The sequence below is a fragment of the Pseudonocardia nantongensis genome, from assembly GCF_046546495.1.
In the GTDB taxonomy this organism is placed as follows: domain Bacteria; phylum Actinomycetota; class Actinomycetes; order Mycobacteriales; family Pseudonocardiaceae; genus Pseudonocardia; species Pseudonocardia nantongensis.
Genome location: NZ_JBKGXT010000027.1, coordinates 62,441 through 80,493, shown reverse-complemented (window position 1 = coordinate 80,493; position 18,053 = coordinate 62,441). Strand labels below are relative to the sequence as shown.

The window sequence follows — 18,053 nt, the reverse complement described above, 5'->3', positions numbered from 1 at the left end:
TGGCCACTGGTGATCGGCACAACCATGACTCGCCAACCCGAACCCGGGCGGCACCCACGCTAGGAGCCAGATCACCAGCGGCCAGGATCCCAACCACCGCAACGCGGCAACTGCACCCTGACACTGAGCCGCCACGCTAGCGGGCGCGGTCCGGCCCGCGACCACGCGCGCCCGGTTCAGCGGCGGCGCAGGCCCAGCCGGCGGCCGGAGCCGCGCGGCGCAGGGGCCACCCCGGGCCCGCGGACGGCGCGGCCCTTACCCACCGCGCCACTCTCCCGGCGGGCAGCGCCCTCCGGGTCGAGCCGGCGGCGCACCCCCCGGGCCATCGCCCCGGCGCGCCCGGCCACCCGGCGGCGCAGCGGCGGGCGCAGGCCCAGCCGCCGGGCCGAGCGGGCGGCGCGGGCGACCGCGCGGCGCTGGCGGACCGGAACGTCCCAGGCCTCGGGGTGCCGGGCCAGCCACCGGTAGCGGTAGGCCGTCCAGGGCAGCATCGCGAGGTAGCCGAGCGCGGCCAGGGTGAATCCGAGGAACGGCACGGTCAGCAGCACCGCGGCGATCGCGCCGACGCCGACCAGCAGCGGGGCGATCGCCCGCTGGGGCACCCGGACCGTCTTGAGCGAGAGCGTCGGGATCCGGCTCACCATCAGGCTCGCGGTGACCAGTGCCCAGGCCGCGACCACCCACTCGGCGGTCCACCAGCCGTCGCCGAGGTGCAGCCACAGGTAGAGCGGGATGCCCGCGACCATCGCCGCGGCCGGCGCCGGGACGCCGACGAAGAACTCGCGCGCGAACGGCGGGTCCGTGTCGTCGTCGATCAGGGTGTTGAACCGGGCCAGCCGCAACGCCATGCACACCGCGAACACCAGCGCGACGATCCAGCCGACGCGGGTGTCCTGGAACTGCCAGATGTAGATCACCAGCGCCGGTGCGACGCCGAACGACACCAGGTCGGCGAGCGAGTCCAGCTCGGCACCGATCCGGCTGCTGGCGTCGAGGAGCCGGGCCAGGCCGCCGTCCAGGGCGTCGCACAGGGCCGCCGCGAGCACCGCGGCGATCGCGAAGTCGAACCGGCCCTGCAGCGCGAAGTACACGGCGGACATGCCGCCGCAGAGGTTGAGCACGGTCACCGCGTTCGGCAGCAACCGGACGCCGGCGGGGTAGCCGCCGGGGGGGCGTCCGATCCCCACCGCGTCAGCCCTCCGCCGGCGGCGCGGGCGGGGCCGTGGCCGGCTCCCCCAACACCGTCTCGGCGCCGACGGCGCGCTGCCCGGGCCGGACCAGCGGCACCGTCCCGGGCGGGAGGTAGGTGTCCACCCGGGAGCCGAACCGGATCAGGCCGAACCGCTCCCCGGCAGCCACCTCGGCACCGGCGGAGATCCCGCAGACGATCCGGCGCGCGATCAGCCCGGCGATCTGCACGACCCCCACCCGGTACCCGTCCGCCGCGTCGAGGGTGATCGCGTTGCGCTCGTTCTGCTCGCTGGCCTTGTCCAGGTCCGCGGACAGGAACGCGCCCGGCCGGTACTCGACGGCGCGCACCCGGCCGTGCACCGGCGTCCACTGGACGTGCACGTCGAGCACGGACAGGAAGACCGACACCCGCGGGTGCGGCACCCGCGGCAGGTCCAGCTCGGCGGGCGGCTCGACCTCGCCGACGGTCGCGACGGTGCCGTCGCACGGGGCGAGGACGACGCCGGTCCGGGCCGGCGGGGTGCGCTGCGGGTCACGGAAGAAGGCCGCGGTGGCCGCGGTCGCCAACAGCCCGGGGAGGGCGCCACGGCCGCTGAGGGCCCGGATCCCGGTCGCGGCCAGCGCGACGCCGGCGACGATCGGCCGGCCGCCGGGGTGCATCGGCGGGATCGCCTCCCGGACCAGGCGTGCGATGTGGGTCGGCGAGGTCCCGGTTCCTTCGGGCATGGCGGGTCGACGGCTCCTCGGGCTCCGGTCTGGGGATCGTCACGCTACGCCGAGCCCGGTCCCCGATCGCCAGCGGGACGCACCCCGGGGACACCACCGGTGGCCGCCCTGGCACGATCATCGCCTCGCGGGCGTCGGTGCCCGGAACGGGCACCGGTACGAAAAGGGCCGGGGCCGCCGTCCCCCGAGACGACGACCCCGGCCTTGGAACCGCTCGTCCGCTCCCCAGCGACGGGCGGTGGGTCCTGTGCTGTGAAGGGGTTACCCCTTCGCGAGCAAAAGTATTCCTCCCCGACGACCGGCCGTCCAGGTCACGGTCGAGGACAACCCCGATCTACCTCTTTCGGCCGAACGCACACCTCGTACGACGTCGCGCGGGGTGAAATCGTTGCCCCGGATGCCGGTGAGATGGGTCACACATTCGGCCCAGGTCTGGTGCCGAGCGGGATGGCCGGTCACGGAGACGATCCGGCACCGAGCCGGGGCGGGCCGCTCGGCGCCGCCGCGACGCCGCTCAGACCTCCAGCAGCCAGACCGTGACGGGTTCGCCGGCGGCCACCGCGGTGGTGTCGGCGGGCAGGTCGATCAGGCAGTCCGCGCGGGCCAGCGCGCCGATCAGGTGCGAGGCCGGGGTGCCGATCTCGGCGACCGTCCCGGACGCGGCGTCCAGGATCCCGCGGCGGAACTGCCGGCGGCCGGCCGGCGACGACAGGTCCCCGGACAGCCGGGCGGTGACGATCGGCCGGTCCGGGTCGGGATGCCCGACCGCGGCCCGCAGCGCCGGGCGGACGAACACCTCGAACGAGACCAGCGCGCTGACCGGGTTGCCGGGCAGCGTCGCCACCGCGACCCCGGTCCGGCCGGATGCGGTGTCCAGCTGCAGCGTGCCGCAGCCCTGCGGCCCGCCGGGCTGCATCGCGACCTTGCCGAACTCGACGCCGTGCCCGGTCAGCGCGTCCTTCACCACCTCGTAGGCGCCCGCGGAGACCCCGCCGGAGGTGAGCACCAGGTCCGGGCGGGCGGGCGAGGCCGCCGCCATTTTCTCCGCGAGCACGGCGCGGAACCGCTCCACGTCGTCGGGCACGAACGACAGCAGCTCGGCGGTCGCACCGGCCTCCCGCACCGCGACGGCGAGCATGGTCCCGTTCGACTCGTAGATCTGGCCGGGGGCCAGCGGCTCGCCGGGTGCGACGAGCTCGGAGCCGGTGGACAGCACCAGCACGTGCGGGCGGCGGCGCACCGCCAGGTCCGGCCGGCCGCACGCGGCCGCCAGCCCGATCTGCGGGGCGGACAGCACGGTGCCCGCGCCGAGCAGCGCCTGCCCGGCGGCGGCGTCCTCCCCGGCCCGCCGCACGTGCGCGCCCGGGTCGGCGGGCGCGGAGATACGGACCCGCGCGGTGCCGGCGTCGGTCCGTTCGACCGGCACGATCGCGTCCGCGCCATCGGGCACCGGGGCGCCGGTCATGATCCGGGCGGCCGCGCCCGGCGCGAGCGGCGGCACGTCGGTCCGGCCGGCCGGGATGTCCGCGGCCACCGGCAGCTCGACCGGGGAGTCGGCGGCGGCCGCGGCGACCTCGGCGGCGCGCACCGCGTAGCCGTCCATCGCCGAGTTGTCGAACGGCGGCAGCGACACCGCGGCCGCCAGCTCCTCGGCGAGCACCCGCCCGCTCGCGTCCGTCAGCGCCACCCGTTCGACGCCGGTCGGAGCCAGCAGGGCCGCCACCGCGGCCCGGTGCTCGTCGACGCTGCGCGGACCGGTCTCCGACCAGGTGCTCATGGCGCCATCCTGCCTCTCGCCGCACGGCCGCCGCGCACCCGTCCCGGACCCCATCCGATCGCCTTGCACTCGCACCGGGCGAGTGCTAGAAACGGGCGCAGCATCCACTGGCACTCGTGTCCGTGGAGTGCCAGGTCGGGTCGGTGAGGGCGGCGCAGGGTAGCCGCCCGTCCGTCGCGGGCACCGCATCCGATCTCTCGACTCACCTCTATCGGAGGGCAACACCCCATGGCGAAGCAGATCGCGTTCGACGAGGAGGCCCGTCGGGGCCTCGAGCGGGGCATGAACACCCTCGCCGACGCCGTCAAGGTGACGCTGGGCCCGAAGGGCCGCAACGTCGTGCTGGAGAAGAAGTGGGGCGCGCCGACCATCACCAACGACGGTGTGTCGATCGCCAAGGAGATCGAGCTCGAGGACTCCTGGGAGAAGATCGGCGCCGAGCTGGTGAAGGAGGTCGCCAAGAAGACCGACGACATCGCCGGTGACGGCACCACCACCGCCACCGTGCTGGCCCAGGCGCTGGTCCGCGAGGGCCTGCGCAACGTGGCCGCCGGCGCGAACCCGATGTCGCTGAAGCGGGGCATCGAGAAGGCCACCGAGGCCGTCTCCCAGTCGCTCCTGAAGAGCGCCAAGGAGGTCGAGACCAAGGAGCAGATCGCGGCCACCGCGTCGATCTCCGCCGCCGACAAGCAGATCGGCGAGCTCATCGCCGAGGCGATGGACAAGGTCGGCAAGGAAGGCGTCATCACGGTCGAGGAGTCGCAGACCTTCGGGCTCGAGCTCGAGCTCACCGAGGGCATGCGCTTCGACAAGGGCTACATCTCGCCCTACTTCGTGACCGACGCCGAGCGGATGGAGGTCGAGCTCGAGGACCCGTACGTCCTGCTCGTCTCCTCCAAGATCTCGACCGTCAAGGACCTGCTCCCGCTGCTGGAGAAGGTCATGCAGTCGAACCGGCCGCTGGCGATCATCTCGGAGGACGTCGAGGGCGAGGCGCTGGCCACCCTGGTCGTCAACAAGATCCGTGGCACCTTCAAGTCCGTCGCCATCAAGGCCCCGGGCTTCGGTGACCGCCGCGAGGCGATGCTCGCCGACATGGCGATCCTGACCGGCGGCGAGGTGATCTCGGAGAAGGTCGGCCTCAAGCTGGAGAACGCCGACATGTCCCTGCTGGGCACCGCGCGCAAGGTCGTGGTGACCAAGGACGAGACCACCATCGTCGACGGCGCCGGGGACAACGACCAGATCGCCGGCCGGGTCAACCAGATCCGCGCCGAGATCGAGCGCACCGACTCCGACTACGACCGCGAGAAGCTCCAGGAGCGCCTCGCCAAGCTGGCCGGCGGCGTCGCCGTCATCAAGGCCGGCGCGGCCACCGAGGTCGAGCTCAAGGAGCGCAAGCACCGCATCGAGGACGCCGTCCGCAACGCGAAGGCGGCCGTCGAGGAGGGCATCGTCGCCGGCGGCGGCGTCGCCCTGATCCAGGCCGGTGCCGGCCTGTTCGAGGGCCTCGGCCTGGACGGTGACGAGGCCACCGGTGCGAACATCGTCAAGGTCGCGCTGGAGGCTCCGCTCAAGCAGATCGCCATCAACGCCGGCCTCGAGGGCGGCGTCGTGGCGGAGAAGGTCCGCCACCTCCCGACCGGTGAGGGCCTCGACGCCGCCACCGGCGAGTACCGGGACCTGATCGCCGCCGGCATCATCGACCCGGCCAAGGTGACCCGCTCGGCGCTGCAGAACGCGGCCTCGATCGCGGCCCTGTTCCTCACCACCGAGGCGGTCATCGCCGACAAGCCGGAGAAGGGCGGCGGCGCCCCCGCCGACCCGACCGGCGGCATGGGCGGCATGGACTTCTGATCTCGGAGTAGATCGGAGCCTGCTGCGCACGCAGCCCAGCACCATCCGCGGGGGCGGTACCGGTTCGCCGGTGCCGCCCCCGCGGTGCGTTCCGGACCCGCCCGGCCGCGGCGCGTTCGCGGGACCTCCCGGCGGGTAGGCGGGGTCGGGTTCCACCGGCCACGCCTCGCAGGCGTCGCGGGCGTCGGCGGGGCCACGACCCGGGTCGGCGAACGGGGCCGCCGCGTAGATCCGGGCCCGGGACTGCTCGGCCTGCTCCGGGGTCTCGCGCTGCTCGTCGAGGCAGCCGATGGCCAGGTTCGTTGCGGTCCGGTTCTGACCGCTCCCGTCGCGCAACGGCCGGTCCAGCAGCGGTCGCACGACCTGTTGGAAGCGCTCGGTCGCCCGGGCCGGACCCGGCCCCGGCGCACACTCCGCAGGCGACACGCACAGGGCGGCCATCCGCTCGAAGGAGTTCTGGAACGACGCGTACTGCTGCAGCCGGCGCTGGTCACCGGCCTGCGGGTCAGATCGCCGAGCGGTCCGGCGGCGAGCAGAACCTGGCCCATGTCGGTTCCCGGGACACCGACCTCCGGAGTTGGGGATCAGCGTCCCCTGCGACTCACCGCGAGCGGGCACGCGCAGCATCGCGATCTGCCCCGTCGGGCCGCCGGGATCGTCGTGGTCGCGCGGCACCTGCATCCGCGCGCACCTCGGCGCGCGGGATCTCGGTCCGGTGTTCCACCTCACACTCCTGGCGGTGTTGACCGTGCCGCTACGGCACACGGTCCGATCGGCCTCGACCGACCCGCGACCACAGCGAAGGAGGCCGCCATGGGCCGCCCGGACACCATCGCCGTCGAGGACTTCCTGCGCCCGCCCGAGCGCAGCCGCGCGACCATCTCCCCCGACGGCACCCGACTCGCCTACCTGGCCCCGTGGCGGGGCCGGATGAACGTCTGGGTCGAGGACCTCGACGACGACCGTGCCGAACCACGCTGCGTCACCGCCGACGACGTCCGCTCGGTGCCGGAGTACCACTGGACCGCGGACCCGCGCTGGATGCTCTACACCCAGGACGACGGCGGCGACGAGAACTGGCACCTGTACCGGGTCGACCTGGACACCCCGGACGCGCCCGCAGTGGACCTCACCCCCTGGCCCCGGGTACGGGTGCTCGCTCTGGAGCTGGCCGCCCGCCGTCCGGGCGTCGCGGTCGTCCGGCTCACCGGGCGCACGAGCACCGCGATCGAGCTGTGCGAGATCGACATCGGCACCGGCGAGCTGACGGTGGTCTCCGGCGACGTCCCCGGCGCGAGCAGCGTGCACCGGGTGGGCGACGGCTCCGTCCTGGTCGAGCGCCTCACCGCGGGCGGGGACCGCGAGCTGTCCAGGACGACCCCCGGATCCGACGAGCTGCACCCGATCACGACCTTCCCGGGCGCCGACCACCCGGTGGCGGTGTTCCCGTTCGTCGTCACCCCGGACGGCACCGGCGCGTGGATCGGCTCCCACCGCGACGACGACGGCGACACCGACCGCGTCCGGCTCGTCCGTCTCGACCTCGAGACCGGCGCCGAGGCCGAGGTCGACAGCCACCCCACGCTCGACCTCGACTCGCGTGCGCTGGCGTTTCCCTCGCTGCCCGCACCGCTGATCCGCGACCGTGCCACCGGCGAGCTGCTCGGCGTGCGCTACCTCGGCGAACGGCAGGTGGTGCGCGCGCTCGACCCGCACTTCGCCGAGGTCCTGCCCCGGCTGGAAGCGCTGTCCGACGGCGACCTCGGCTCGGTCTCCTCCGATCGCGACGGGCGCCGGTGGGTCGTGTCGTTCTCGCACGACCGCGAACCCGGCGTGACCCATCTCTACGACCACACCACCGGCACGAGCCGGGTCCTGTTCCGCCCCGACTCCCACATCGATCCCGGCCGGCTCGCACCCGTCACCCCGGTCACGATCACCGCTCGCGACGGTCTCGCCCTTCCCTGTTACCTGACCCTGCCGGTCGGCGTGGACCCGCACGGACTGCCGCTCGTCCTGCTGGTCCACGGCGGCCCGTGGACCCGCGACGCCTGGGGTTCGGACCGCGCGGTGCAGATCCTGGCCGACCGCGGCTACGCCGTGCTGCAGGTCAACTTCCGCGGCTCGACCGGCTTCGGCAGGGCCCACATGCAGGCCGCGCTCGGCGAGCTCGCCGGGAAGATGCACGACGACCTCCTCGACGCCGTGGACTGGGCGGTGGAGCAGGGCTACGCCGATCCCGACCGCGTCGGCATCTTCGGCGGCTCCTACGGCGGGTACGCCGCCCTGGTCGGGATCTCCTTCACCCCGGACCGGTTCGCCGCCGCGGTGGAGTACGTCGGCATCTCGAACCTGGTCACGTTCCTCGACACGGTGCCCGAGTACGCCAAGCCCGGCCTGGGTCCGAACTGGTTCCGCTACGCCGGCGACCCGGGCGACCCGCACCAGGCCGCCGATCTGCTCGCCCGCTCGCCCCTGAGCCGGGTCGACGCGATCCGCACCCCGCTGATGGTCGCGCAGGGTGCCAACGACACCCGGGTCGTGCAGGCCGAGTCCGACCAGCTCGTGCAGGCACTGCGGGCACGCGACGTCGACGTGGACTACCTCGTCTTCGACGACGAGGGCCACATGTTCAGCAGCCCGGAGAACCTGACCGTGATGTTCCGCTCCGCCGAACGCTTCCTCGCCCGCCATCTCGGCGGGCTCGTCCACGACGGCTGAGGCGGCCTTGACCGGGCCGTCCACATCGCATACGTTTTCTATATCGAAAGTTGATGCAGTTGGGAGAAGGACATGTCCGACACACCCGAGCTCGACCGGGTCGCCGATGCACGCCGCGCGCTCTCCGCCCACGCCGGGTTCCCGCGCGCCTACTGGGCGCTCTACGGGGTCGCCCTGGTCCTGATGGCCGGCATCCCGATCTGGGTGTCGCTGCTGCCGGCCGGCGCCCCCTACATCTCGTGGGTGCTGCTCGCGGTCGCCGTGGCCTCGGCCCTCTACTCCGTGCTCCGGCGCCGCCGGACCGGGGTCCAGCTCCCCCGCCGGATCGGCGCCTACCCGAGCGCACGCCTCACCTGGCTCGCCGTCCTGGCCCTGTCCGCCGCCGGCCTGCTCGGCATCTACGCGCTGGTGGGCGCCGGACAGCGTGGCGCGGCGTTCGTCGCACTGGCTGCCGTGGCCGTGGTGACGTTCCTGGGCCAGATCCGGGTCCGCACCCTGATGCGCGCCGACATCGCCGCCGGCCGGGTGGCACCGTGACCGCTGCCGGTCGTCCCGGCGCCGGGGCCACCCCGGATGCGGGCCAGCGGCACTCGATCTTCGAGACCGGGCCGCGACTGGCGTTGTGCGCGTTGCTGCAGGGCGCCGACTGGGTCGAGTTCGCCACCGCGCGCGACCTGGTCGGGGTCAGCGACTCCGCGATCTCCAAGCACAGCCGCACCCTCGAGGACACCGGCTACCTCGAGATCCGCAAGGGTTCGGTCGGGCGCAGGCCCCGCACCTGGTTCCGGTTGTCCGCGGACGGGCGCGCCGCGCTGCGCGACCATCTCGCCTGGCTGGCCGGGCTCCGCCACGCCATCGACGATCCGCCCAGCGGCCCCTGAGAAACCACAGCTGAGGGACCACAGCCGTCCACCGCCCGGGTTCTCCCTGCCCGGCGTCACGACACGAGGAGAGCCATGCCGAACCACCGCTCGGCGTCGCCGACCAGCTCGGCGAACACCGATGACCCGACGGTCCCGGGGCAGCGTCCGCTTCGCCGGGCCGACACCGTCCGGAGCTCGTCCCCCCAGGTGTCCGTCGTGGTGCCGACCCGCAACGAGGCCCGCAACCTGGAGATCGTGCTGCCGGAGCCTGCGGTTTCGCGGTGGCCACCGGTGACATCGTCGTCATGTTCGACGCGGACGGGTCGGCGGATCCGGGAGAGATCCCGGCCTTCGTCGAGGCGCTCGTGGACGGCGCCGACGTCGCCAAGGGAAGCCGGTTCCGCTCCGGCGGCGGCAGCGACGACATCACCGCGCTCCGACGGTGGGGCAACGCCGGCCTCGACGCGGTGGCCAACCTGCTGTTCCGGACGTCCTACACCGATCTCTGCTACGGCTACAACGCGTTCTGGGCAGACGTCCTGCCGGTGCTCGACCTGCCCGCCGTCGAGACGCCGGATACCGGCGGTCCGGCCGGCCCGGGGCGACGGGTTCGAGATCGAGACCATCCTCAACTGCCGGGTCGCCGCAGCCGGACTGAAGATCACCGAGGTCGCCTCCGAGGAACGGGCCCGCATCCACGGCGAGACGAACCTGCGGACCTTCGCGGACGGGACGAGGGTGCTGCGGACCCTGGTGGCCGAGTACCGGCGGTCCCGGTCGTCCCGGCGTCCGGTGTTCGCGCCGGCCGCATGACACCTGTCATGCCCGCATCGTGCGGCTCCCGGCCGCGCCGGATCCGCACGGGTTCGCTGCGTTCGCACGAGATCGGACCTCGTGCGAACGACGGGCACCCGTGCGGATCTCGGCGCCGTCGTCAGGAGACCGGGGCGATTAGCCAGGCGGCGAGGTAGACCAGGGCGAAGGCACCGCCGGTGGCCAGGGTCAGGACCAGCACGCCGATCCGGAGCAGGGCCGCGTCCACGCCCAGGTCGGCGGCCAGCCCGCCGCACACCCCGCCGAGCATCTTGTCGGTGGCGCTGCGGCGCAGCCGGAAGGCCGCGACCCTGTCGCCGAGCGACGTCCCGCCGACCGGATCCGGTGCGCCGGTCCCCGGCGCCGGGAGGCCCGGACCGGCGGGGCCCGGGTTCCACGGTGCCTGCCCGGCACCGGCCGTGGCCTCCGGGCCCGGCGCCTGCTCGGGAGCGACCGAACCGGAGGGCTCGGCCGAGCCGGTCGGGTCGGCCGAGCCGGTCGGGTCGGCCGAGCCGGTCGCGGCGGTCGGGGCGGCCGGGGCCGGGTCCGCGGGGACCTGGTCGGTCGGCGGGTCCAGCTCACCGCCGTCCGGGCGTCCGGTGCCGGCGGAGGTGTTCATCGCTGCGATGTCCATGCGTCCAGCGTGTCCGCCGGGCGACGCCCGCGGCTCGGGATCGCCCCGGAGAACGACCCCGGCCCGTCCCCCGCACGGCTCGGGGTGGCGTCAGCCGCCGGGCGGGGGTCGCGGCGAGCGCGGCTCGGGCGGGCAGCGGGGCGGCGGGGTGACCGGGCGCTCCTGCCCGGGCGACGACCGGTCCTCCGGCGGGTCGGGGACCTGGCGGTCGCGCAGCCGCACGGTCCGGCCGAGCAGCAGCGCCAGAGCCAGCGCGACCAGGATCCACACGCCGACCCCGATGAGGATCCACATGACGGTCGACATGCGGTCCTCCGGGCGGGTCGGCGGGGTGGTCACGACCAGTGTGCCCTCCGACACGCTGCGCCCACGACCCCTGTCACCCGGTGTCGGGAAGGGCCGGGCCGAGGAGGTCATCGGCGTCGACGATCCGGTAGGCGTAGCCCTGCTCGGCCAGGAAGCGCTGCCGGTGCGCCGCGTAGTCGGTGTCCACCGTGTCCCGGGAGACGACCGAGTAGAAGTGCGCCTGCCGGCCGTCGCCCTTGGGCCGCAGCAGCCGCCCGAGCCGCTGCGCCTCCTCCTGCCGGGAGCCGAACGTCCCCGACACCTGCACCGCGACCGTCGCCTCGGGCAGGTCGATGGAGAAGTTCGCGACCTTGCTGACGACCAGCCGGTCGATCTCACCGCGGCGGAACCGGTCGAACAGCGCCTCCCGCTCCTTGTTTCGGGTCGAGCCCTGGATGACCGGGCAGTCCAGGACCTCGCCCAGCTCGTCGAGCTGGTCCAGGTAGGCGCCGATGACCAGGGTCGGCTCGCCCCGGTGCCGGTCCAGGATCGCCCGGACGACGGCGAGCTTGGTGTGCGCGGTGGAGGCCACCCGGTAGCGCTCCTCGGACTCGGCGGTGGCGTACGACATCCGCTCGGCGTCGGTCAGCGTCACCCGGACCTCGGTGCACTCGGCCGGGGCGATCCAGCCCTGCTCCTCGATGTCGCGCCATGGCGCGTCGTAGCGCTTCGGGCCGATCAGCGAGAACACGTCGCCCTCCCGGCCGTCCTCGCGGACCAGGGTCGCGGTCAGCCCGAGGCGGCGCCGGGACTGCAGGTCCGCGGTCATCCGGAAGACCGGCGCGGGCAGCAGGTGCACCTCGTCGTAGATGACCAGGCCCCAGTCCCGGGAGTCGAACAGGTCCAGGTGCTTGTACTCGCCCTTGGTCTTGCGGGTCACCACCTGATAGGTGGCGATGGTGATCGGACGGATCTCCTTGCGCTCCCCGGAGTACTCGCCGATCTCCTCCTCGGTCAGCGACGTCCGTGCGATCAGCTCGCGCTTCCACTGCCGTCCGGCGACCGTGTTCGTGACCAGGATCAGCGTGGTCGCCCCGGCCCGGGCCATCGCGGCCGCACCGACCAGCGTCTTCCCGGCACCGCAGGGCAGCACGACCACACCCGAGCCGCCGTCCCAGAATCCGTCGACGGCCTGCTGCTGGTAGTCGCGCAGGGTCCACTCGTCCTGCACCAGCTCGATCGGGTGCGCCTCACCGTCCACGTAGCCGGCCAGGTCCTCTGCCGGCCAGCCCACCTTGAGCAGGGCCTGTTTCAGGCGTCCCCGCTCGGACGGGTGCACGACGACGGTGTCGTCGTCGATCCGCTCGCCGAGCATCGGGCTGATCTTCTTCTGGCGGAGGATCTCCTCCAGTACCGCGCGGTCCAGCGCGGTCAGCACCAGCCCGTGCGCGGGATGGTTGCCCAGCTGCAGCCGGCCGTACCGGCCCATCGTGTCCACCACATCGACCAGCAACGGCTGCGGCACCGGGTAGCGCGACCAGCGGACCAGCGCGTCCACCACCTGCTCGGCGTCGTGCCCGGCGGCGCGGGCGTTCCACAGCGCCAGCGGCGTCACCCGGTAGGTGTGCACGTGCTCGGGGGCCCGTTCCAGCTCCGCGAACGGGGCGATGCCCGCGCGGGCCTCGGCCGCATCGGGGTGGTCGACCTCCAGCAGCAGGGTCTTGTCGGATTGCACGATCAGTGGACCGTCGGTCACGGAACGAATCCCTTCGACGCCGGATACCGGAGCAGTGTGGGCCCGCCGGGCACCGAGCGGAGACGAGCGGTCGGCGTGTGTCACATCACGTGACCGGTCGGTGAGCGTCGCTACGCCACTCGGGACAGGCCCGTTCGGGGGGCTAGACTCCTGAGCCGTCCGTCACGCACAGACGAGACCCGGCCCGATCATATCCGTCCGGCTCCCCCGGGACGCGGTACCCGCCGCACCGTGTCGGAGCGGAGTGGTCGAACGGGCCCGTCGTGACCCCGAAAGGCGCACCGGACCACCTGATGCTCCCTCTCGACCCGTGCACCGACATCCGGCGGGTTCCCCTGCCCGCCGCTCGCCGGCATCGCCCGGGAGCACCCGTGCCCGCGTGCGGACCGGAGACCGACAGGGAGACCTCGACGTGACCACCGTGACCAGCGCGGAACGCCGGAGTGCCTGGCAGGAGCGACTCGACCCGCGGAACTGGAGCCTGGTCGCCAAGCTGGCGGTCGTCGGCCTGGTCCCCACGGTCCTCGCCCTGTCCATCGGCGCCATCCGGGTCGTCGACCAGGCGAACGTGGCGGAGGAGCTGAGCCGCGGCAGCGGCCTGGTGGACGTCCACCGGCAGATCGACACCCTGACCGGGACGCTGCAGGCCGAGCGGAACGCGGCGGTCGAGTTCGTCGCCCGGGACCGCCCGGGTGACCGGGCCGGCCTGGACGGCGCGCAGGCCGCCACCGACGAGGCGGTCCGGACCACCACCGGACTGCTGGACACCGCCGAGCAGCAGGCCCCGCAGCTGGGTACCGCCGTCCAGCAGGCCGAGACGACGCTGGGCCAGCTGCCCATCATCCGGTCGCAGGTGGCCGGCGGGCCGACCCCGACCACCGACGTGACCAGCCGTTACACCGCCGTCGTGCAGCGGACCCTGGCGCTGGACCGGGCCCTGCTGGGCCGGTTGCAGACCGCCGAGACCGCGGGCCTGACGACCGCGCTGGGCGCCGGGCAGAACGCCCTCGAGGCGCTCGCGCTGGAGCGGGCCGTGGTCAACGGCGCGATCGCGTCCGGACAACTCGACGAAGCCCAGCGGGCCCAGATCATCAACGCCGGGAACTCCTTCCAGGCGGCGGCGGGTGACTTCCGGGCGTCCCTGACGCCGGAGCAGGCCGAGTCGTTCGGCGACTTCGCCGGCGACCGGGCCGTCGGGCAGCGGCAGGCCCTGCTGGACCAGGTGCTGGCCGGCCCGCCGGGGTCCGCGCCGGCCGTCGAGGCGCCGGCGTGGAACGCCGCGGTGGACACCTCGGTGCAGGCCACCCGCGGCGCGGTGGACCAGGCCGAGGAGGCCTTCACCGGCGAGCGGGCGGCGGCCGCCGAGCAGGCCGGGAACACCGCAGGCCTGAACTCGGTGCTGCTGATGCTCACCCTGCTGCTCACCGGCGGGATCATCCTGCTGCTCGGACGGCATATGGTCCGGTCGCTGCGGCTGCTGCGCAGCTCGGCGCTGGACGTCGCCGAGCGCAAGCTGCCGGCCGCGGTGCAGGGCATGCGGGCCGGTCAGGCCCCGAACGCGCTGGTCGAACCGGTGCCGCTGGAGAGCCGCGACGAGATCGGCGAGGTGGCTCGGGCGTTCGACGCCGTGCACGGGCAGGCGATCCGGCTCGCGGCCGACCAGGCCGCGCTGCAGCAGAACGTCAACAGCATGTTCGTCAACCTCTCCCGGCGCTCGCAGGCCCTGGTCGAGCGGCAGCTGCAGCTGATCGAGCAGCTGGAGAGCAACGAGCAGGACCCGGACCAGCTGTCCAACCTGTTCCAGCTCGACCACCTGGCGACCCGTATGCGGCGCAACAGCGAGAATCTGCTGGTCCTCGCGGGCACCGACCTGGCCAAGCGAAACGTCGCGCCGGTGCAGGTCGTGGACGTGCTCCGGGCCGCGGTGTCCGAGGTCGAGCAGTACCAGCGGGTCGTCGTGCAGACCCCGCCGACCGCGACGATCGCCGGGCGCGCCGCGAACGACCTGGTGCACCTGCTGGCGGAGCTGCTGGACAACGCGACGAACTTCTCGCCGCCGGACTCGCAGGTCGTCATGTCGACCACCCGGACCGCCGACGAGTCGCTGCTGGTCGAGATCTCGGACCGCGGTGTCGGCATGACCGACGCCGAGCTGGTGGACGCGAACCAGCGGCTGTCCGGGCCGGCCGAGGTCGACGTGTCGGCGTCGCGGCGGATGGGCCTGTTCGTGGTCGGCCGGCTGGCCGCCCGGCACCGGCTCGGCGTCCGGCTGGCCTCGGCGACCGGCGGCGGCGGTTCGAACGGGCTGAGCGCCTCGGTGACGGTGCCGCCGCAGCTGGTCCCCTCGGCCGCGCTGCCCGAGCAGCGGCGCGACCCGGGTCCGGGCGCCCCGCAGGTGCCGGGCCGCCCGCCGCAGCAGGACGTCCCGATGTTCGCCACCGCGGACGCCTCGGGCGGCCCGGACGAGGGCCCCGCGGCGCCGCGGACCGCCGTGAACGGTGCCGGGCGCGGCGGGCCGCTGCCCTCGATGGTGGCGGGTACCGACGGGCCGCTGACCCCGACGTTCGAGGCCGGCTCCGCCGGCGGCGCCGCCGCCCGGAACGGCTCGAGCGCGGCGCTGCCGACCCGGACCCCCGGTTCGGCGCTGCGCCGGAACCGCCCCGAGCTGGCCGATGATGCGGTGAACGGGAAGGAAGCGTCGCTCAACGGCTCCGCGCCGGGTGGCCTGCAGGCCTTCGCGCCCTCGCCGCAGCAGGATCCGACGCAGGAGCGTAGCCCGGCCGACGTCTTCACCCCGGCCGACGGCGGGACCGACGGCAGCACCGCCACCGATCTCGCCGGCCCGCCCGAGCAGGGCACCGACCCCACCGGCACCGGGCCGCACGGGCCCGGCGGCTCCGGCCCGCACGGGCCCGGTCGCTCCGGGCCGGACCGCACCGACGGCGCCGGAGACGCCGGGGACACCTCGGACGACGACGAGCGTTCCGAGGACACCGGGCGTTCCGAGGACACCGGGCGTTCCGAGGGCACCGGGCGTTCCGAGGGCACCGGGCGTTCCGAGGGCACCGGGCGTTCCGGGGACACCGGCGACGAGCGGGACACGGCCGTCGCGACCGGTTCCCGCACCGCCGATGCCGGTGGTGGGGCCGGGACCGGCGTCACCGACCGGGAGAGCGACGCGGACACCGACGGCCGGCAGCCGGCCGACGGTGCCGACGCCGGCCCGGGGCCGGGCAGGATCGCCGGTGCCGCGCTCGGTGCGACCGGCATCGCCGGTGCCACCGCGGCCGCGATCCGTGCGGGTCGCCGCACCGGGCCCGAGAACGACCGCACCGAGAACGACCGCACCGAGAACGACGGGGCCGACACCGACCGGGCCGACGCCGACCGCACCGAGGGTGCCGACCACCGGAGCGGTCCGGCCGGGCCGCCGGACCGGCGGGAGATGGACGACACCGTCGTCATCGACGCGGCGACCGGCGACGGCCCCCCGGAGCCCGACGCGTCCGCCGCCCGGGCCGCCACGGCCGGCGGGGACGCCGACCGTGCAGGAACCGACCGTGCTGGTGTCCGGCCCACCGCGGACGGCGACCGGGACGACAGCGGCGGGAACGTCAGCGGCAGGAACGACGGCCGGGACGACGTCGGCCGGGACAGCGCGCAGGACGGCGCGGCCGGCGAGGACACGCCGTCCACCGGTGCCGGAACCGGTACCGCCGCTGCAGCGGCCACCGGCGCCGCAGAACCCGGATCCGGCGCCACCGCATCCGAGGCCGCCGGGCTCGGCGGAACCGCCGAGGACACCACCGGGGCCGCAACCGGGGACACGACCGGCACCACCGCGGCACCGGAGACCCCGGCCCGCCGGACCGGTGACACCGGGTCCACACCGGCGGTCGCGGACGGCGGTGCCGCCCGCCGGGCACCCGCGGACGCGCCGGACGGCACGGCCGACCCGGAGACGGCGTCCATCCCGACGGTGCGGCCGTCCGGGCGCGAGCCGATGGGCCGCCCTGGCGGATCGGGCCCGGGCGGGACACGGCCCAGTCCGACCCCGCGGCCGGTCATGCCGATCGGCCGTGGTCGCGGTCCGGCCCCGAACGGAGCCGGGTCCGCGCCCGTACCGAACGCGCCTGCCTCGAGCGCACCCGGACAGGCCCCGAGCACACCGGCGCCGAACACACCGGCGCCGAACGCACCGGACGGCGTCCCCCCGCTGCCCAAGCGGCAGGCCCCGACCGCACCGAGCCGCCCGCCGCAGGGCGGTGCGGTCCAGGGCGGTGCGGTCCAGGGTGGTGCGCCGCAGTCCGGGGACCAGGAGGCGCTGTTCGCGCCCAAGGTGCCGGTCGAGGGCCGGGACCGCGGCCAGCTGCGTCGGCCGGGTGCTGTGGAGCCGGTCCGCGCGACCCAGGCCGACCCCGAGTTCGACATGAGCCAGACCACGCCGATCTTCGACGACATCGCGTCGGCCTGGTTCCGCTCGAACCGGTCGGTCCCGGTGCGATGGCAGGACGGCGGCACCGCGACGGTCGCGCAGGCGGGAACGGCACCGGGCCGCTCGGAGGAGTCGCAGGAGGGCCCGGACACCGGGTTCGCCTCCCCCGCCGACGACGCCTGGCGGCAGGCCCGCGAGGTGTCCGGGGACGACGCGGAGGACCCCGGTGCCGACGACCTGACCCACGCCGGACTGCCCAAGCGGCGCCCGCGCGCGCGGCTGCTCCCCGGCAGTGCGGCAGGATCCACCGTGCTGAGCCCGCCGTCGGGCACCGCCGAGGCGCGCAGCGCCGACAGCGTGCGCGGCCGGCTGGCCAGCTACCAGCAGGGCGTGCGGCAGGGCCGGGAGAGCGCTTCCGGCCGGCAGGCCACGCGCAGCACGGACGGCGACCCCGAGCCGTCCGGCGACCGTCCGAACCAGTCCGACCCGGAGGAGAACCAGTGAGGGCACCGCAGGCACAGCCGAGCCAGAGCCGATTCGGCTGGCTGGTCACCAACTTCGCCGAGCGCGTCCCGGGCGTCGCGCACGCGATCGTGGTGTCCGCCGACGGGCTGCTGCTGACCGCGTCCGACCGGCTCCCCCGGGACCGCGCCGACCAGCTGGCCGCCGTCGCGTCCGGCCTGATCAGCCTGACCCAGGGCGCCGCGCGCTGTTTCGACGCCGGTGGCGTGGTGCAGACCGTCGTCGAGATGGACCGCGGGATCGTGCTGCTGATGTCGATCAGCGACGGGTCCTGCCTGGCCGTGCTCGCCTCCCCGAGCTGCGACATCGGCCTGGTCGGCTACGAGATGACGTTGCTGGTGGACCGTGTCGGCCAGCTGCTCACCCCGGAGCTCCGCGCGGAGCTGCAGGGCTCCTTCGGGCCGTGAGCGAAGCTTGCACAGCGGAGCCCGGCGACGCGTTCAGGCGTTACCGTCATGACCCCCATCGCAGGA

General features: G+C 74.5%; 13 protein-coding genes. 7 read left to right on the top strand and 6 right to left on the bottom strand.

What is annotated here, in order from left to right; translation table 11 throughout:
* Positions 1-176 precede the first annotated feature (176 nt).
* The 3 genes from pssA to moeA form a co-directional block, all read right to left on the bottom strand.
* Positions 177-1,187: a CDP-diacylglycerol--serine O-phosphatidyltransferase gene (gene pssA, locus ACLFMI_RS24020; RefSeq protein ID WP_410950217.1), complete on the bottom strand. Its 1,011-nt coding sequence runs from the start codon at positions 1,185-1,187 to the stop codon at positions 177-179.
* Between the two features lie 4 nt (positions 1,188-1,191).
* Positions 1,192-1,917, bottom strand: a complete 726-nt coding sequence (locus ACLFMI_RS24015; RefSeq protein WP_410950216.1) for a phosphatidylserine decarboxylase — start codon at positions 1,915-1,917, stop codon at positions 1,192-1,194.
* Between the two features lie 514 nt (positions 1,918-2,431).
* The gene (gene moeA / locus ACLFMI_RS24010) at positions 2,432-3,694 is read right to left on the bottom strand and encodes a molybdopterin molybdotransferase MoeA (protein WP_410950215.1); all 1,263 of its coding nucleotides are present in this window, start codon (positions 3,692-3,694) and stop codon (positions 2,432-2,434) included.
* Between the two features lie 228 nt (positions 3,695-3,922).
* Here moeA and groL point away from each other — a divergent pair, with 228 nt between their 5' ends.
* From groL to ACLFMI_RS23985, 5 genes are all read left to right on the top strand, one after another.
* Positions 3,923-5,551, top strand: a complete 1,629-nt coding sequence (groL, locus tag ACLFMI_RS24005; RefSeq protein ID WP_410950214.1) for a chaperonin GroEL — start codon at positions 3,923-3,925, stop codon at positions 5,549-5,551.
* Positions 5,552-6,364: 813 nt separating this feature from the next.
* Complete coding sequence (locus tag ACLFMI_RS24000; RefSeq protein WP_410950213.1) at positions 6,365-8,272, top strand: S9 family peptidase; 1,908 nt, start codon at positions 6,365-6,367, stop codon at positions 8,270-8,272.
* Between the two features lie 72 nt (positions 8,273-8,344).
* Complete coding sequence (locus ACLFMI_RS23995; RefSeq protein ID WP_410950212.1) at positions 8,345-8,809, top strand: hypothetical protein; 465 nt, start codon at positions 8,345-8,347, stop codon at positions 8,807-8,809.
* Entirely contained in the window at positions 8,806-9,153 is a 348-nt protein-coding gene (locus ACLFMI_RS23990) for a winged helix-turn-helix domain-containing protein (protein WP_410950211.1), read from the top strand. Before ACLFMI_RS23995 ends, ACLFMI_RS23990 begins: the two co-directional genes overlap by 4 nt.
* A gap of 287 nt (positions 9,154-9,440) precedes the next feature.
* Positions 9,441-10,106 carry a glycosyltransferase family protein gene (locus ACLFMI_RS23985; protein WP_410950210.1) on the top strand — a complete coding sequence of 222 codons (666 nt, stop codon included), beginning with the start codon at positions 9,441-9,443 and terminating at the stop codon, positions 10,104-10,106.
* Here ACLFMI_RS23985 and ACLFMI_RS23980 read toward each other — a convergent pair.
* From ACLFMI_RS23980 to ACLFMI_RS23970, 3 genes are all read right to left on the bottom strand, one after another.
* Positions 10,070-10,582, bottom strand: a complete 513-nt coding sequence (locus ACLFMI_RS23980) for a PspC domain-containing protein (RefSeq protein ID WP_410950209.1) — start codon at positions 10,580-10,582, stop codon at positions 10,070-10,072. The genes ACLFMI_RS23985 and ACLFMI_RS23980 overlap by 37 nt on opposite strands.
* Before the next feature lie 90 nt (positions 10,583-10,672).
* Positions 10,673-10,921, bottom strand: a complete 249-nt coding sequence (locus ACLFMI_RS23975; protein ID WP_410950208.1) for a hypothetical protein — start codon at positions 10,919-10,921, stop codon at positions 10,673-10,675.
* Between the two features lie 40 nt (positions 10,922-10,961).
* Complete coding sequence (locus ACLFMI_RS23970) at positions 10,962-12,623, bottom strand: DNA repair helicase XPB (RefSeq protein ID WP_410950207.1); 1,662 nt, start codon at positions 12,621-12,623, stop codon at positions 10,962-10,964.
* Positions 12,624-13,035: 412 nt separating this feature from the next.
* On the opposite strand from ACLFMI_RS23970, the gene ACLFMI_RS23965 reads away from it, so the two are divergent.
* Positions 13,036-17,562 carry a nitrate- and nitrite sensing domain-containing protein gene (locus ACLFMI_RS23965; protein WP_410950206.1) on the top strand — a complete coding sequence of 1,509 codons (4,527 nt, stop codon included), beginning with the start codon at positions 13,036-13,038 and terminating at the stop codon, positions 17,560-17,562.
* Positions 17,559-17,987 carry a roadblock/LC7 domain-containing protein gene (locus tag ACLFMI_RS23960; RefSeq protein WP_085910464.1) on the top strand — a complete coding sequence of 143 codons (429 nt, stop codon included), beginning with the start codon at positions 17,559-17,561 and terminating at the stop codon, positions 17,985-17,987. The genes ACLFMI_RS23965 and ACLFMI_RS23960 overlap by 4 nt, the downstream gene beginning before the upstream one ends.
* Positions 17,988-18,053: the final 66 nt, after the last annotated feature.

Bases quoted from the DNA above. Each gene is read 5' to 3' on its own strand.
- ACLFMI_RS24015 (WP_410950216.1), bottom strand. From the start codon at position 1,917: ATGCCCGAAGGAACCGGGACCTCGCCGACCCACATCGCACGCCTGGTC.
- moeA (WP_410950215.1), bottom strand. From the start codon at position 3,694: ATGAGCACCTGGTCGGAGACCGGTCCGCGCAGCGTCGACGAGCACCGG.
- groL (WP_410950214.1), top strand. From the start codon at position 3,923: ATGGCGAAGCAGATCGCGTTCGACGAGGAGGCCCGTCGGGGCCTCGAG.
- ACLFMI_RS24000 (WP_410950213.1), top strand. From the start codon at position 6,365: ATGGGCCGCCCGGACACCATCGCCGTCGAGGACTTCCTGCGCCCGCCC.
- ACLFMI_RS23995 (WP_410950212.1), top strand. From the start codon at position 8,345: ATGTCCGACACACCCGAGCTCGACCGGGTCGCCGATGCACGCCGCGCG.
- ACLFMI_RS23985 (WP_410950210.1), top strand. From the start codon at position 9,441: ATGTTCGACGCGGACGGGTCGGCGGATCCGGGAGAGATCCCGGCCTTC.
- ACLFMI_RS23980 (WP_410950209.1), bottom strand. From the start codon at position 10,582: ATGGACATCGCAGCGATGAACACCTCCGCCGGCACCGGACGCCCGGAC.